Raw genomic sequence first — 14,292 nt, forward strand, 5'->3', positions numbered from 1 at the left:
AGGGTCGGAAAATAGGTCAGCCTTGCCACGTGGCGCTAAATGCCGCGCCATGCGCAGGCCGATCCTGATTATTAATGAAAACCCGCAGGCGGCGGCCATCCACACAGTGGATCAGCAACTCGATGCCGGTGGCGTCTTGGGAGAGCACTTCTACCCGGCTCACCTTGCCCCGCGCGTCGCGCGAGGTTTCAGTGGCTTCGTCAAAATAGCCGTGGCTCTCAATCACGCTGGCAAATATTGCGTCGTCCCCCTGCTGGCGCAGCAGCAGCGCAGGCTCATTGCGCAGGTTGAAATGCGGATCGCCCGCGCCGGTTCGTGCCACGATAAGCTCGCCGCCGAGGGCTAATGCGCTAATAAGCGAGGTGTAGCCGTGGCCGTCGAGCCAGCTATAAAGGATAGAGTGCTGAGGAGTGACCTCCGCCCGCGCGCAGTCCCACAGGTGTTGATAGCCGTGTTCCGTACCCAGCGGCCTGAGCTGCTTCGCCACCCGCAGCGGGCTGTCGCTGCGCACAAACTGCCCGAGATGATGCAGGCAGTAGTCATACTGGTGCAGCTGCTGGCTGCTGATGCGCAGCACGTCCACCAGCAGCGGGTTTTCGAATTCGGCCAAATTGAGCATCAGCACCGTGCGCTGGAGGGTGACGCCGGGGTAGTAGTCGCGCAATCGCGCACTCATTCCCTGTCCGGCGGGATGCTCGCTGACAAAGAAGTGGCGCTCGCCGTGACGCTTTTCCGCCTCGGCGCTTTGGCCAAGGTTCTGACTCTGCTGATCCACCACCAGCGTGTTGTGCGCCACGGTCTGCTTACAATAACTGTTATTTTCCGCGATGTAGCGCCCGCCGAATTTGGGTTCGACATTCACCCAGCGGCCAAAACCGTAATCCCGCAAAGTCTCGCGGCCGTGGCTAAACAGGCTCAGGTGCAGCCCGTCAAAGTGGCCGTGGTTCAGCGCCGAGTGCAGTCGTGGAATGCTGCCATGCTGCCCATACCACATCAGCGCCATGGTCAGCTGGCCGTTTCGCGGCTGGCGAAGGATAGCCACTTCCCCCTGCTGGCCCTGCGGCCCGTCGGTAAGGGTCAAACTGCCCCAGTTCATCGGCTGGGCGGGCGTCTTCTGGGCCGCGTTGGAGAGAGCTAACCCAGCGGCGCTCACCCACAGGGAATCCTGCCAGTGGGCGGCGGCGATCCACTGCGGGTTGCCGTCGTAGCGATAGAAACAGACGCTGGCCGCCACCACCGCGCCGTCATCGCGCAGGCTGATGGTTTTCGAGGAATCATTCAGCGCCGGTAAAGTGCCGTCGGGGAAAGCCACCTGCATCAGGGCTTCGCAGGTTTTGCGCACCACCTGATTACGAAATTGATAAATGGCTAATTCCGGCTGGCGATGGTGAATCGCCTCGGCCAGCAGCAACAGCGGGCGCAGCGCAAATCGCTGATAGTACGGCCCTTCAATGTAGTAGCCGTCCGGTGAGAATAGCTGCGACAACTGGGCAAAGAAGCCGCCGCTCTCGCTATCCCCCTTTAGCCCGTACAGGGCTTTATCCACCAGCGACGGGTCGCCCAGCACGTAGCCGCAAATCCCCGCCGCCGCCACCGACCAGATGCCGTGGTTATGCACGATATCGAAATCCTTGGCGTGCAGCGTCAGTGCGTCATCCACCATCACGCGAAACAGCTGGCTTTCAATCTTCTGGCACTCGGCGGCGCTCAGGCTGGGCTGAATACAGTGGTACCCCTCGACGGCGTAAAGCAGCCACATATTCTCATTGAGGGTTTGATGAAACAGCCGCCCCGGCGCATTGCTGTCTTTACTTACCGCACTGCCCAAACCGGGATAAATCTCGGCGTAGCCGTTGAGCAGTTGCAGAGCGAAATCGCGATAATCCTGCCGCTGGAAAATCAGCGACATGCGCCCCGCCAGATTGATGAAACGGTAATTCTGTTTGTGCTGCGAATGTTCCGGGCCGCCCGCCTCACCTTGGCCGGGGATCGCCACGGGCTGCGCCATAAATTCATCCAACTCGGCTATTTGCCTGCGCAGCACGCGGCCCATCAAGCTCTCCGCCGTTAGCTCTTCGCGTAACTGCTCGGCGTCGTCCGGGGTGATAAACAGCGGCTGCCAGTGATTCATGTTTTATCCTTCTGAAGACTTTAAGGCGGGCGTCGGCGCAACAAAGCCCTTGGCCCAGGTCGGCAGCGTCAATAGCCAGATTTCGCGCTGTGCCTCAAGGATCGCACCACGAGACACATCCTCGTGATAGCCCGATTTCTGCGACTTGGCGGCAGCGGGCAAGGTGAAGCTGGCGCTGCGGATCTGCTGCTGATAACGCGGCTGGCCGGTGGCGTTGTCCGCCCAGGAGAGCAAAGTCACCGGGCGCACGCTGATCCGGTCGAGGGATTTGTAAGGCCACGGCTGGCCGTCGTCGGTATATTTCGCCATGAAATCCAGCGACTTGAGAATGCCGCCGCCCCTCGGTGTCTGGTAATGCCACAGGTCAATGCCCTCTTTCTGCGCCAGCACCGCCATCAGACTAATGGCCTGCAGGTCAAAGTAGCTGTAATGGAAGGAGCGCGTGCGGGCCAGTTCAGCGGGCTGGGTGCCGTCAGGCATCAGCTGCACGTCGAGCTTACTCTTCATCAGCTTGATCATCTTTTTCACCACCTCGGGCTGGTCGAGATACCAGGCGATGCCCGCCACCTGCGTGGCATACCAGTTGCCGTGGTTGTTCTTGGTACGGCTCTCTTTGAGCGCCAGCTTGTTGGTTTGCAGCCAGTCGAGATATTCGGACATCCACTGGCGCATCGCCTCCTGGTCTGGCTTTTTCCACGCTGCGTTGCCGTCAAGCAGCACCAGCGAGTCGACAATTCGGGTCGAGAAGTAGCGCCCGTCGAGCACGCCCGCGTTACGACCCGCCGCAATCCCCGGCACGCCTTGGGCAAAATTCAGGTTCGGGTTCATGCGGGTTTCTGGGTTGATGAACCACGTCCTTAGCAGACTGGCGGCCTTATCGGCATATTTCTGCTCGCCGGAGAAGTACCACGCCAGCGTCAGGTTCTGCACTCGCGCGGTAAAGTCGGCCAGGCGCACGCCGTCGCTCTGGTCATTTTTACTGGCCGGATTCACCTTGCCGTCTTTGCGCACCCACGGCAGGCCGTCCGGCTTGCTGCTGTCCGCCCACCAGTAGGCGCTCAGGCTGAGATAGTCATGCTTGGAGCCGCTCGGCGGCGTCATACCTTTGTCCGTCACGCTGAGGTTCGGCTTCTCCAGCGCCTTGTCAGCCGCCGCGAGCAGTTGGCGGTAAGCCTCTTGGGTCTGCTGCGCCGCCTGATGTTGCGCCAGCTGCTGTTTCACCACGGCCAACTGCGCGGGTTGTAAAAATGCCGGTTCAGCCGCTAATAGCGATCCGCTAAACCCAAGGCTAATAGCCACCGCCAGTCGGGCAGATGGCCGAAAAATGGAGCTGAATAATGTCATGTCCTTCCCTTGTTCGCGCTGGTCTACCTTTCTTTTAGTAATACAAATAAAGCAGACTATTTTCGAATTTGCCACGTTTCGCTCCGCCTTTTCACTTCATTAATGCGATAAAAGGCTGACAAAGTGACACTCTTCACAACTTAGCAACAAATACCGTCTTTCTTATTTGTCCGACTTTTAATTTCAAATCCCTCTCCTACTATTGCTCACTGAGCATGCGCAAAAGATAACCAAAAGCAGCTTCTCGACAAACACTCACCCAACACCGAAGAGATTAACGACGATGGATATTAACGTTCTAGTGATGATCGGTTACTTCGTGTTAATGATTGCGATCAGTTACGCGTTCAAGAAGATGGCCTCCGGCTCGTCCAGCCACTACTTTCGCGGCGGCGGCCGTATGCTGTGGTGGATGGTCGGCGCGACGGCCTTCATGATTCAGTTTAGCGCCTGGACCTTCACCGGCGCCGCCGGGCAGGCCTATCGCTACGGGTTCAACGTGGTCAGCGTGTTCGCCGGTAACGTGTTTGGTTATCTGGTGGCATGGTGGTGGTTCGCCACCCGTTTTCGCCAACTGCGCGTCGATACCGCCACCGAAGCGATCAATCATCGCTTCGGCAAAGGCAATGAGCAGTTCTTCACTTGGATGATCATCCCGCTAAGTATCCTAAGCGCCGGGGTGTGGCTAAACAGCCTGGCAGTGTTTGCCAGCGCGGTGTTCCACCATGATGTCACCCTGACGCTGTGGGTTACCGGGCTGGTGGTGCTGGTGATCTCCCTGCTGAGCGGGGCGTGGGGCGTGGTCGCCAGTGACTTTGTGCAGACGCTGGTAGTGGCGATTATTTCTATTGCCTGCGCCGTGGTGGCCTTGATCAAGGTGGGCGGGCCGGTGAATTTAGTCACCGAATTCCCCTCGGGGTTCTTCACCGGGCCGGACGTCGGGCCGCACTACATCACGCTGCTGGTGGCCTGCTTCCTGTTCTTCTTCATCAAAAACGTGCAAAGCATTAATAATCTGCAAGATTCCTACCGGTTTCTTAATGCCAAAGACAGTTTTAATGCCAAAAAAGCCGCGCTGTTCGCACTGGTGCTGATGTTTATCGGCACGCTGATTTGGTTTATTCCGCCGTGGGCCGTGGCGGTGCTTTACCCCGACGCCGCCACGGCTCACCCAGAATTGGGCAAAAACGCCACTGACGCGGTGTATTTAATTTTCGCCGAGCGCGCCATGCCGCTGGGCACGGTCGGGCTGCTGATGGCGGGGCTGTTCGCCGCGACGATGTCTTCAATGGACTGCGCGCTGAATCGCAATTCGGGAATTTTCGTGCGCAGCTTCTGGACGCCTATCGTCAACCGCCACAGCGAGCGCAGCGATAAATACCAGCTGCGCGTGGGCCAGGCGGCCTGCGTGGTCAACGGCGTGTTGGTCATTCTGGTGGCGCAATACATGCACACCATGCAGACCGTTAGCCTGTTTGATTTGATGATGAAAGTCGGCACGCTGATGCAGGCGCCGATCGTCGTGCCGCTGTTTCTTGGGGTATTTATTCGCAAAACCCCTGACTGGGCGGGCTGGGCCACGGTGCTGTTCGGCCTGCTCGTGTCTTACGTGGTGGCGAACGTGTTTACCGCACCAGATCTGGTAAAACTGCTCGGGTTAACTTTCACCAACCGCGAGATGCTGGATATCGCCATCATGTGGAATATCTTCTCCCATCTGCTGTTCACCGGCGGCTTCTTCTGCCTGACCACCCTGTTCTATCGGGAGCAAACCAGCGAACGCTCGGCCATTCGCGACGCCTTCTTCCGCGACATGCAGCGTCCGGTGTATGCCGATGATGAGCAAGACGAGTTTGACCGCCTACAACGAGACAAGATTGGTAAGATTTCCATGTACATGGGCGCAGGCCTGCTGCTAATGGTGCTGGTGCCTAACCCGCTGTGGGGCCGGGGCTTATTCCTCTTATGCGCCCTGAGCATTTTGATTTTTGGCTGGGTGTTGCATCGCAGTGCAGAACGCGGCGCGGCGCTGGCGGCCAGACAGCGACTTTCGGCGTCGCAAAGGTGATCTGAGTACAAATTTGCAGCCAGAGGATTATGCCATAAAGACATACATTTAATATGGTTTTCATGTCAATACAGACAAATGACATACGGCGTTAAATAAATACTTCAGTGGTATTTAACCGATCACTTATTTAGATTTCCTCACCGGGGCAACTACATGAACGCTGATGGCGCTGCCCTAACCTTATTAGCCCATCAGCCTTATCAAGGAAAAGATAATGAAACAACTGACAACTCAAGAAATGGAATCAGTACAAGGCGGATTCCTGTTTGATGCTTTGAAAGGTGCACTGACCGCGGGTAGCGATAAACCAGGTTATGATGTTGGACACGACGCTGGCAAAATGGTTAACGACGTAATCAACTGCACCCAAAACCTGACCTACAACGTGGCTCAGACCACGACTTCTATGGTGAAAGGTTTCTTCAGTGGCCTGTTCGGTCGCTAAGCCTTATCAGTAGAAGCAAGTAGTGCAATAAAGCCTCTGTTGAAACAGAGGCTTTTGCTTTTATGCCGCTTTAACGTGTTGCAGTACCGGATAGGTAAAGAACAGCAGTTGGCACAGGTTCAACCCAACGTGGAACAGCACCGCAACCCACAGTTTTCCACTCCACATCCACGCCAGCCCGTAAATCAGCCCGGCCAGCGTGGCAAAAATCACCAGCAAAGCCCCACCCGCGAAATGCAAGGCACCAAAGAGCAGCGAGGCGATCACCAATGCCAGCACCGGATGCATTACCGACGCTAAACGCTGCTGAATATAGCCGCGGAATAACGCCTCTTCCGCCAGCGAAACGAAGAAGATATTCGCCAGCACGAACTGGAACAACCACGCCGGATGGTGAAGCTCCACCTTCAACCCACCCATCGCTACCGCCACCATTAACAGCGCGGGCACCGCCACCACCAACGCCAGCCACTGCCAAGACTTGGCCTGCGAGTGGGTCGGCGCGGTGAATAACGACTTCAGGCAGATAAGCAATACGAAAGGCACCAGCGCTTTGTCGAGGTTGTAATACATCGAGAAAGGCGCGCTTTCCGGCCCGGCTTTAACGCCATCCAGCACTTTGAGGTTATGGAATCCGGGGATCAGGTGCAGCATCAGTCCTACCGAGACCATCACCAGTAAAATCTCCAGCCCAGTGCGCAGCGCCCTGCCGTTGAATTTACAGTAAACCCCGGCAATCACCGCCAGCACGACCAAAAACGCCAGCGCGCGCCAGTCAAGAACATGGGTGACTGCCCCAATAGCGGCAGTCACCACCAGCAGAGCAACGGACAGTTTTTTATTAAATTGGAGTACGAGTAATGATGCAGCCAGTAAGAACCACATATGCTTCCCTTAATTATGTTTTAGAAAATCGCGACGAAACATAGCATTAGGAGGGGGAATGGGTGAATGGTTGCATTTAAAATAGTTTCTGATCTGGTCTGGTAATATTTGCGCTCTCTCCATTTCAAGGAGAAGGAGTAAGCCAGGCTGCAATCTACTGTAAGCCGCTGAATTTTTTGTAATACCCCCTCCCAGCCTCCCCCTTTTCAGGGGAGGAGCAAACACAACCCCAAGAAAAAAACCTGAAACGGCACGGTTGAAATGCCAGTAGGTCGCGTTCAGAAGTGACGCCGAATGAATGGTTCGAGACCATAGGCTCGAAGCCTGAAATTCGGGAACCGCCTAAGCGGCGGCACTTCGCGACGATCACAAAGGTGCCTGAAACACGTCCATTCAGACCCTGCGAAGCCTCGATCTTCCAACAGCCAAAAACGCAGGATTCCAAAGGGTTTCGTTTAAAACCCTTTGGGCCAGTGTGGGCGGCGAGCCCACGGTTTTGACCTTTGAGGTCGGTGTGGGCGGCCAGCCCAAAACAAACTCCTTGACCTTCCCCTGACTGGAAGGTCTAAGCTTCCTGCAACACATCATGTTCAAGGAGTAACATCATGGCTCTTCCATCTAGCTCCACCCTATCCACGCGTCTGAGTTTGCCGGTCGAAGGGATGACCTGCGCCTCCTGCGTTGGCCGCGTTGAGCGGGCATTAAAAGCCGTGCCCGGCGTGGAGACTGCGGCAGTAAATCTTGCCACTGAACGTGCTGATATTACTTTCAGCGAACAGGCTGACCCGCAGGCGGCGATTAAAGCGATTGAAAATGCGGGGTATGAGGTTCGCGAAGAAACTACCGAACTGGCTATCGAAGAGATGACCTGCGCGTCCTGCGTCGGTCGGGTGGAAAAGGCTTTCCGCAAACTGCCGGGAGTGCTGGAAGCGAGTGTCAATCTGGCGACCGAACGCGCGCAGGTACGCCATCTGGCGGGCGTGGTGACCCTTCACGACCTTGAAAATGCCGTCGAACAGGCGGGTTATAAATCACATCGCTTATCGGAGAAAACGGCCGATTCGGCTGACCAGGACAGCGAACGCCGGGAAAACGAGGCCAAGTCGTTGCGTCGTTCGCTGCTGATTGCCTTCGTGCTCACCCTGCCGGTATTTATCCTTGAGATGGGCTCGCACCTGATCCCGCCAATGCATCACTGGGTGATGACCACTATTGGCGAGCAGAACAGCTGGTATCTGCAGTTTGTACTCGCCACGCTGGTGCTGTTTGGCCCCGGCCTGCGCTTCTTTCGCAAAGGGATCCCGGCGCTGTTGCGCGCTGGCCCTGATATGAACTCGCTGGTTTCGGTGGGGACGGCGGCGGCTTACGGCTACTCGGTGATTGCGACCTTTGTGCCACAAATTCTGCCGCAGGGCACGGCGAACGTCTATTTCGAAGCCGCCACGGTTATCGTCACGCTGATCCTGCTTGGCCGCACGCTAGAGGCCCGCGCTAAGGGCCGCACTTCACAAGCGATTAAACGTTTAGTTGGCCTGCAGGCCAAAACGGCACGCGTCGAGCGTCAGGGCGAAACCCTTGAAATCCCTCTCGATCGGGTCACCACCGGCGACATCGTGCTGGTGCGTCCCGGCGAGAAGATCCCGGTCGATGGCGAAGTGGTGGAAGGCTCCTCCTACGTAGATGAAAGCATGATCACCGGCGAGCCCGTACCGGTCTCGAAAAATGCCGGAGCCGAGGTGGTTGGCGGCACAATTAACAAAACGGGTGCCTTTAGTTTCCGCGTCACCAAGGTCGGTTCCAACACCGTGCTGGCGCAAATTATTCGTCTGGTAGAGGAAGCTCAAGGCTCGAAACTGCCGATCCAGGCGCTGGTCGATAAAGTCACCATGTGGTTCGTTCCGGCTGTCATGGCGGCGGCGCTGGTCACCTTCCTGCTCTGGCTGTTCCTCGGCCCGACGCCTGCCCTGACCTTCGCGCTGGTTAACGCCGTGGCGGTGCTGATCATCGCCTGCCCTTGCGCCATGGGATTGGCAACGCCGACCTCCATCATGGTCGGCACTGGCCGGGCGGCCGAACTGGGCGTACTGTTCCGCAAAGGGGAAGCCTTGCAGGCATTGCGCGACGTGAGCGTGATCGCCCTCGACAAAACCGGCACCCTGACCAAAGGCCGCCCTGAGCTGACCGACCTCGAGCCAGCCGCAGGTTTTGAGTATGACGAAGTTCTGTCACTGGTCGCCGCCGTGGAAACGCGCTCCGAGCACCCTATCGCCGAGGCTATCGTCGCCGCCGCCAAGCAGCGTGATATCAAACTTGCCGCCATAGAGAGCTTCGAGGCGACGCCGGGCTTTGGTGTCTCCGCCAAAGTAGATGGCCGCACCATTTCGGTCGGTGCCGACCGGTTTATGACCCAACTGGGGCTGGACGTGGCGGGCTTCCAGTCCACCGCAAAACGCCTTGGCGAGCAGGGAAAAAGTCCGCTGTATGCCGCCATTGATGGCCGTTTGGCGGCAGTTATCGCCGTCGCCGACCCTATCAAGGAGAGCACCCCGGAGGCCATAAAAGCTCTGCACGCGCTGGGTCTGAAAGTGGCGATGATCACCGGGGATAATGCGGCAACGGCAGCGGCCATTGCCAAACAACTGGGGATTGATGAAGTGGCCGCCGAAGTCCTGCCGGACGGCAAAGTCGCCGCCCTGAAGCAATTCCGCACCGGCGGCGCGCGCGTGGCCTTTGTCGGCGATGGTATCAATGACGCCCCGGCGCTGGCCGAGGCCGACGTCGGTCTGGCAATTGGCACCGGCACAGACGTCGCCATCGAGGCGGCCGACGTGGTGTTGATGTCCGGCGACCTGCGCGGCGTGCCGAATGCTATCGCGCTCAGTCAGGCCACCATTCGCAACATTAAGCAGAACCTGTTCTGGGCATTTGCCTATAACGTGGTGCTGATCCCGGTCGCGGCGGGCGCGCTCTATCCCGTCAATGGCACCCTGCTGTCGCCTATCTTTGCCGCTGCCGCGATGGCGCTTTCCAGCGTGTTTGTACTCGGCAACGCCCTGCGGCTGAAAGGCTTCCGGGCACCGATGGCGGTGGAAGGCTCGAAAGACGCGCGGTAAGGCAATTCAGCTTTAAAAAGGGCTTCTTCCTATTTTGCGGGAGAAGCCTGCTCCCTCATTTTCAGATCTTTATCCAACTGGATGCCCAGCGTGCGCATTAACTCTCGAGCACTCATCCCAACCTAACCCAAGGATTTGCCCCTAAGATTGATGTGGATAGCCCTTTAAACACGGAGGCAAAATCCCGCCCCGCTCCCGCTCTTGGGCCCTGCTGCTACAAAACGCGCTGACATTCGTCGAGGTAATCCGTATTATACGCGGCACACTTATGCGTGATGCATAACCAGAATCTCGCGGGATAGGCGTTTGGCCTGTGCTGCCCATGAACGAATCGGTCACAAAATAAAATGTTAGATAACGCAACTGCCAACAAGAAAGAACAGTACAACCTCAACAAGCTGCAAAAGCGTCTGCGCCGCGATGTCGGTAAGGCGATTGCGGATTTCGGTATGATTGAGGAAGGCGATCGCATTATGGTTTGCCTGTCCGGCGGCAAGGACAGCTACACCATGCTGGATATTCTGCGCAATTTGCAGCAGAGCGCGCCGGTGAATTTTGAACTGATCGCGGTGAACCTTGACCAGAAACAACCGGGCTTCCCGGCGCACATTCTGCCTGAGTACCTTGAGCAGCAGGGTGTGGAATATAAGATTGTCACCGAAGACACCTACTCCATCGTTAAGGATAAGATCCCAGAGGGCAAAACCACCTGCTCACTCTGCTCGCGTCTGCGTCGCGGAATTTTGTATCGCACCGCCACCGAGCTGGGCTGTACCAAGATTGCCCTTGGCCACCACCGCGATGACATCTTACAGACCCTGTTCCTCAATATGTTCTACGGCGGCAAGCTGAAAGGTATGCCACCAAAACTGATGAGCGACGACGGCAAACACATCGTTATTCGCCCGCTGGCCTACTGCCGCGAAAAAGATATCGAGCGTTTTGCCATTGCGCGCGAATACCCAATCATCCCTTGTAACCTGTGCGGCTCGCAGCCGAACCTGCAACGTCAGGTGATTGGCGATATGTTGAAGGACTGGGACAAGAAATATCCGGGCCGTATCGAAACCATGTTCAGCGCGATGCAAAACGTGGTGCCTTCCCACCTTAACGATACCAGCCTGTTTGATTTTAAAGGCATTAAGCATGGTGACGCCGTGGTGGATGGCGGAGATTTAGCCTTTGACCGTGAAGATATTCCGATGCAGCCGGTTGGCTGGCAGCCGGAAGAAGATGACAATGCTGCGCCGATGGAGCGCCTGCAGGTGCTGGAAATTAAGTCATTCTAAGCCATAAAAATAGCTGTAACGGGAATTCGCCCGCCTCATCTTGATGCGGGCTTTTTTATCGCTGCCGCTAGGCCAGCGTGAACAGCCGCTGCCAGTTATAGCTGCACAGCACCAGTCGCACTGGAAGCTGGACTTGGCCAAAATCCAGGTGCTGGAAGCGTTTAAAGGTTTCGCGGATCTCCGGCGACACCACGTCGGCGCTGTAGCGCATCAGGGTACTGTGCCAAAACAGCTGCGGGATATCGCCAGAGGGATAACGCGCCCTGACCTTCTCGCGCCACGGGGAGTCCAGCAAAACATCGGCCAGACGCTGGCGCACTCGCAGGCTTTTCTCATCCGGGATGCCCGCCAGCAGAATCTGATTGGGCAGCGCCACCAGCCGCAGTTGGCTGATATGCATCACGTGGTCGGCACAGCACCGGGTGAAAATCGCCTGTAGCTGCTCAATGTTCTCGACCTCTTGCGGGCTATCGTAAATATCGCGGGTGATGGGGAAGAAGCTAAAATGCACCCCCTGCGGCGGATTGACGTCCACCAGCGGGTCACTCTGCGCCACTTGATTGAGCGCCATCAGCAGCTCTAACAGTGAATCACACAGATGCGGCCGGTTGCCGCTGGACACCGCCAGCCTGGTCGGATGGTAAAAAGGGGTCTCGATGGGGGTGCCGCGGCCAGCCGAGGTTTCCCACAATGCCAGCGAGTTATTAGTGACCTTCTCATATGCCTGATGAATAGCATCCTTCGACTGCATGGTATTTTCCTGCACAGTAATCGTTTTTCTTGCACGACAGGCGTCGCATAACCCACCGTCCGACTAACAAATCATCAAACGCTGGCAAAAATCCCCAAAAGGTTGAGCGAAATCAACATAAGGCCCGCTCAACAGGTTCAATATCTATTTCGCAGGTGAATGCAACGTCAAGCGATGGGCGTTGTGCTCCATATTGTCTTATTTACTTATTTTAGAATTAAGCGAGTACACTTTAATTCGAACAGCGCCGGTCTTATGACCGGCTTTTTTTTGCCTTTTTTCAGTCACTTCCCGCTATAACCACTTACTCTTCTTCAGCCACCAGGCCACGCCAAGTACCAGAATCAGCAGCGACAGGCAGAAGATACCGAAGCCGTAAGGCGAGGTATTACCCGGGATGCCGCCGAGGTTGACCCCAAACAGCCCGGTGAGGAAAGTGGTAGGCAGAAACACCATCGCCAGCATCGACATGGTGTAGGTGCGGCGATTCAGCGCGTCGGCCATCAGCGAGCCAATTTCATCCGCCAGCACGGCGGTACGGGCGATGTTGGCGTCTAAATCGTCCAATCCGCGCCCCAGTCGGTCGGCAATCTCCTGCATGCGGCGGCGCTCGTCGTCATTCATCCACGGCAGGCGCTCACTGGCTAACCGGGCGAAAACGTCGCGCTGCGGAGACATGTAGCGGCGCAGCACAATCAGCTGTTTACGCAAGAGTGCCATCTGCCCACGCTCTGGCACCTGCTGGTCCATCAGGTCATCTTCGATATCGATAATTTTGTCATGCAGATCTTCAATGAAATCACTGGTGTGATCGGTCATCGCATCGCACATCTCCACCAGCCAGCTGCCGGTGTCGGTCGGCCCCGTGCCGTGCTGCATGTCGTTAATCAGCTCATCCATGGACAAAATTTTGCGATGGCGAGTGGAGACAATCATTTTGTCAGTGAGGTAAACGCGAATAGTCACCAGCTGGTCGGGTCTGGAATTGGCGTTAAGATTGATGCCGCGCAGGGTGATCAGCGTACCCTCGCCCATGCGCACCACTTTCGGGCGAATGCTTTCCCCCGCCAGCGCTTCACGCACGTTATCAGGCAGGACCGGCGTGCTGTTAATCCACTGTTCGCTGGCCGGGAGCGTGTAATCCAGATGCAGCCAGCAAGGCTGTTGGTCACTGGCGACACATTGGGTATTGATTTCACTTACACCGCCTTTGCCGTCGAGCTGGTAGGCGTACACCGCATCAGAAACCTGGAGTTCTTTACCCTTAATCACTTCCACGACATTCCTCGCTGTTGTCTTTATTGACTTTTATGCTGTTAATTCTAACGCTCACCGCTGGGGATGGCTATTTCTGCAAACTTTGGCACCACCTCGCGGATCATGGCGATGAAGGTGCGCAGCCTGGCGGGATAGTAGCTGGAATAGGGATAAACCAGATACACCGGCAGCGCCACTGCTTCCCATTCCGGCAGGACATGCACCAATTCGCCGCAGGCCAAATCGTCGGCCACAATCCACGACGACACCATCGCCACGCCCAGCCCCGAGAGCGCCGACATGCGCAAGGCGTTGAGGCTATCTGTCGCCATTCTCGGCCGGATATTCAGATGATGCATCGAGCCGTCCGCGCCGTGGCGCAGCACCACTTCATTGCGGTAAAACAGGCTCAAGGCCACCCAAGGTGCCTGAGCCAACTCCTCGAGCTGGCTCACCGGATGCTTCTCCAGCAGCGACGGCGCGGCTACCACAATGCGCGGGATTTCCGCCAACAGCACTTTGATGGTCGCAGGATCATTGTCATGCCCGACCTGAATAACACAATCCACGTCCTCGGCGATGAAATCTGGTCGGGTGTCATTCAGGATCCAGTCAACGGTGACGTGCGGATAGCGTTGCAGATAGCGCGTCAGAGGCTCAATCAGCTGGTTTTGTCCAAACGCGTGGGGCGCGCGCACCCGCAGCCTGCCCACCGGCTCGGCATCGCCCACCCGCAGTTCGTCCTCCAGCGCCGCCCAGCGCTCAAGCAGCTGTTTTGCCTGCTCGTAGCAGCGTTCGCCATCGTCGGTGAGTTTCATGGCGTGGGTGCTGCGCAGGATTAACGTCACCCCGAGCATGCGCTCCAGCGTCTGCAACCGGCGGCTCACCGTGGGTTGGCTGGTATTAAGCTGTAAGGCCGCGGCGGATAAGTTTCCACTCTCGACGATACGAACAAACGTTCGCATCAGGTCTATACGGTCTGTTCCGGAAGAATTCATCATGTTCA

Annotated in this window: 10 protein-coding genes; 4 read left to right on the plus strand and 6 right to left on the minus strand. The window is 56.9% G+C overall.

All coding sequences use genetic code 11. The features are described 5' to 3' along the window. Positions 1-16 precede the first annotated feature (16 nt). Entirely contained in the window at positions 17-2,131 is a 2,115-nt protein-coding gene (locus tag V2154_RS09985) for a heparinase II/III domain-containing protein (protein WP_353502100.1), read from the minus strand. A gap of 3 nt (positions 2,132-2,134) precedes the next feature. Then, positions 2,135-3,475, minus strand: coding sequence for an alginate lyase family protein (locus tag V2154_RS09990; RefSeq protein ID WP_353502101.1), 1,341 nt, complete (start codon positions 3,473-3,475; stop codon positions 2,135-2,137). A gap of 283 nt (positions 3,476-3,758) precedes the next feature. Between V2154_RS09990 and V2154_RS09995 the strand changes: the two genes are divergently transcribed. Both V2154_RS09995 and V2154_RS10000 read left to right on the plus strand, forming a co-directional pair. Continuing rightward, entirely contained in the window at positions 3,759-5,543 is a 1,785-nt protein-coding gene (locus V2154_RS09995) for a sodium:solute symporter family transporter (protein ID WP_353502102.1), read from the plus strand. Positions 5,544-5,760: 217 nt separating this feature from the next. After that, positions 5,761-5,991: a hypothetical protein gene (locus V2154_RS10000; RefSeq protein WP_353502103.1), complete on the plus strand. Its 231-nt coding sequence runs from the start codon at positions 5,761-5,763 to the stop codon at positions 5,989-5,991. 60 nt (positions 5,992-6,051) lie between these two features. On the opposite strand, the gene V2154_RS10005 is transcribed toward V2154_RS10000, so the two are convergent. Beyond that, complete coding sequence (locus tag V2154_RS10005) at positions 6,052-6,876, minus strand: CPBP family intramembrane glutamic endopeptidase (RefSeq protein ID WP_353502104.1); 825 nt, start codon at positions 6,874-6,876, stop codon at positions 6,052-6,054. A 605-nt stretch (positions 6,877-7,481) separates the two neighbouring features. Here V2154_RS10005 and V2154_RS10010 point away from each other — a divergent pair. Both V2154_RS10010 and ttcA read left to right on the plus strand, forming a co-directional pair. Further along, positions 7,482-9,989 (plus strand): heavy metal translocating P-type ATPase, encoded by a 2,508-nt coding sequence (locus V2154_RS10010; protein WP_353502105.1) that lies wholly within the window; start codon positions 7,482-7,484, stop codon positions 9,987-9,989. A gap of 347 nt (positions 9,990-10,336) precedes the next feature. Further along, complete coding sequence (ttcA, locus tag V2154_RS10015) at positions 10,337-11,278, plus strand: tRNA 2-thiocytidine(32) synthetase TtcA (RefSeq protein ID WP_353502106.1); 942 nt, start codon at positions 10,337-10,339, stop codon at positions 11,276-11,278. 67 nt (positions 11,279-11,345) lie between these two features. Here the strand turns inward: ttcA and V2154_RS10020 are convergent, their stop codons facing one another. The 3 genes from V2154_RS10020 to V2154_RS10030 form a co-directional block, all read right to left on the minus strand. Next, a complete protein-coding gene (locus V2154_RS10020) occupies positions 11,346-12,029 on the minus strand; it encodes a hypothetical protein (protein ID WP_353502107.1) in 684 nt (227 codons plus the stop codon). A 294-nt stretch (positions 12,030-12,323) separates the two neighbouring features. Next, complete coding sequence (gene zntB, locus V2154_RS10025) at positions 12,324-13,307, minus strand: zinc transporter ZntB (protein WP_353502108.1); 984 nt, start codon at positions 13,305-13,307, stop codon at positions 12,324-12,326. A gap of 44 nt (positions 13,308-13,351) precedes the next feature. Further along, complete coding sequence (locus V2154_RS10030) at positions 13,352-14,287, minus strand: LysR family transcriptional regulator (RefSeq protein ID WP_353502109.1); 936 nt, start codon at positions 14,285-14,287, stop codon at positions 13,352-13,354. Positions 14,288-14,292: the final 5 nt, after the last annotated feature.

It is taken from the genome of Ewingella sp. CoE-038-23 (assembly GCF_040419245.1).
Lineage (GTDB): Bacteria > Pseudomonadota > Gammaproteobacteria > Enterobacterales > Enterobacteriaceae > Ewingella > Ewingella allii.

Bases quoted from the DNA above. Each gene is read 5' to 3' on its own strand.
- V2154_RS10020 (WP_353502107.1), bottom strand. From the start codon at position 12,029: ATGCAGTCGAAGGATGCTATTCATCAGGCATATGAGAAGGTCACTAAT.
- ttcA (WP_353502106.1), top strand. From the start codon at position 10,337: ATGTTAGATAACGCAACTGCCAACAAGAAAGAACAGTACAACCTCAAC.
- V2154_RS10030 (WP_353502109.1), bottom strand. From the start codon at position 14,287: ATGATGAATTCTTCCGGAACAGACCGTATAGACCTGATGCGAACGTTT.
- V2154_RS10005 (WP_353502104.1), bottom strand. From the start codon at position 6,876: ATGTGGTTCTTACTGGCTGCATCATTACTCGTACTCCAATTTAATAAA.
- V2154_RS09990 (WP_353502101.1), bottom strand. From the start codon at position 3,475: ATGACATTATTCAGCTCCATTTTTCGGCCATCTGCCCGACTGGCGGTG.
- V2154_RS10000 (WP_353502103.1), top strand. From the start codon at position 5,761: ATGAAACAACTGACAACTCAAGAAATGGAATCAGTACAAGGCGGATTC.
- V2154_RS10010 (WP_353502105.1), top strand. From the start codon at position 7,482: ATGGCTCTTCCATCTAGCTCCACCCTATCCACGCGTCTGAGTTTGCCG.
- V2154_RS09995 (WP_353502102.1), top strand. From the start codon at position 3,759: ATGGATATTAACGTTCTAGTGATGATCGGTTACTTCGTGTTAATGATT.
- V2154_RS09985 (WP_353502100.1), bottom strand. From the start codon at position 2,131: ATGAATCACTGGCAGCCGCTGTTTATCACCCCGGACGACGCCGAGCAG.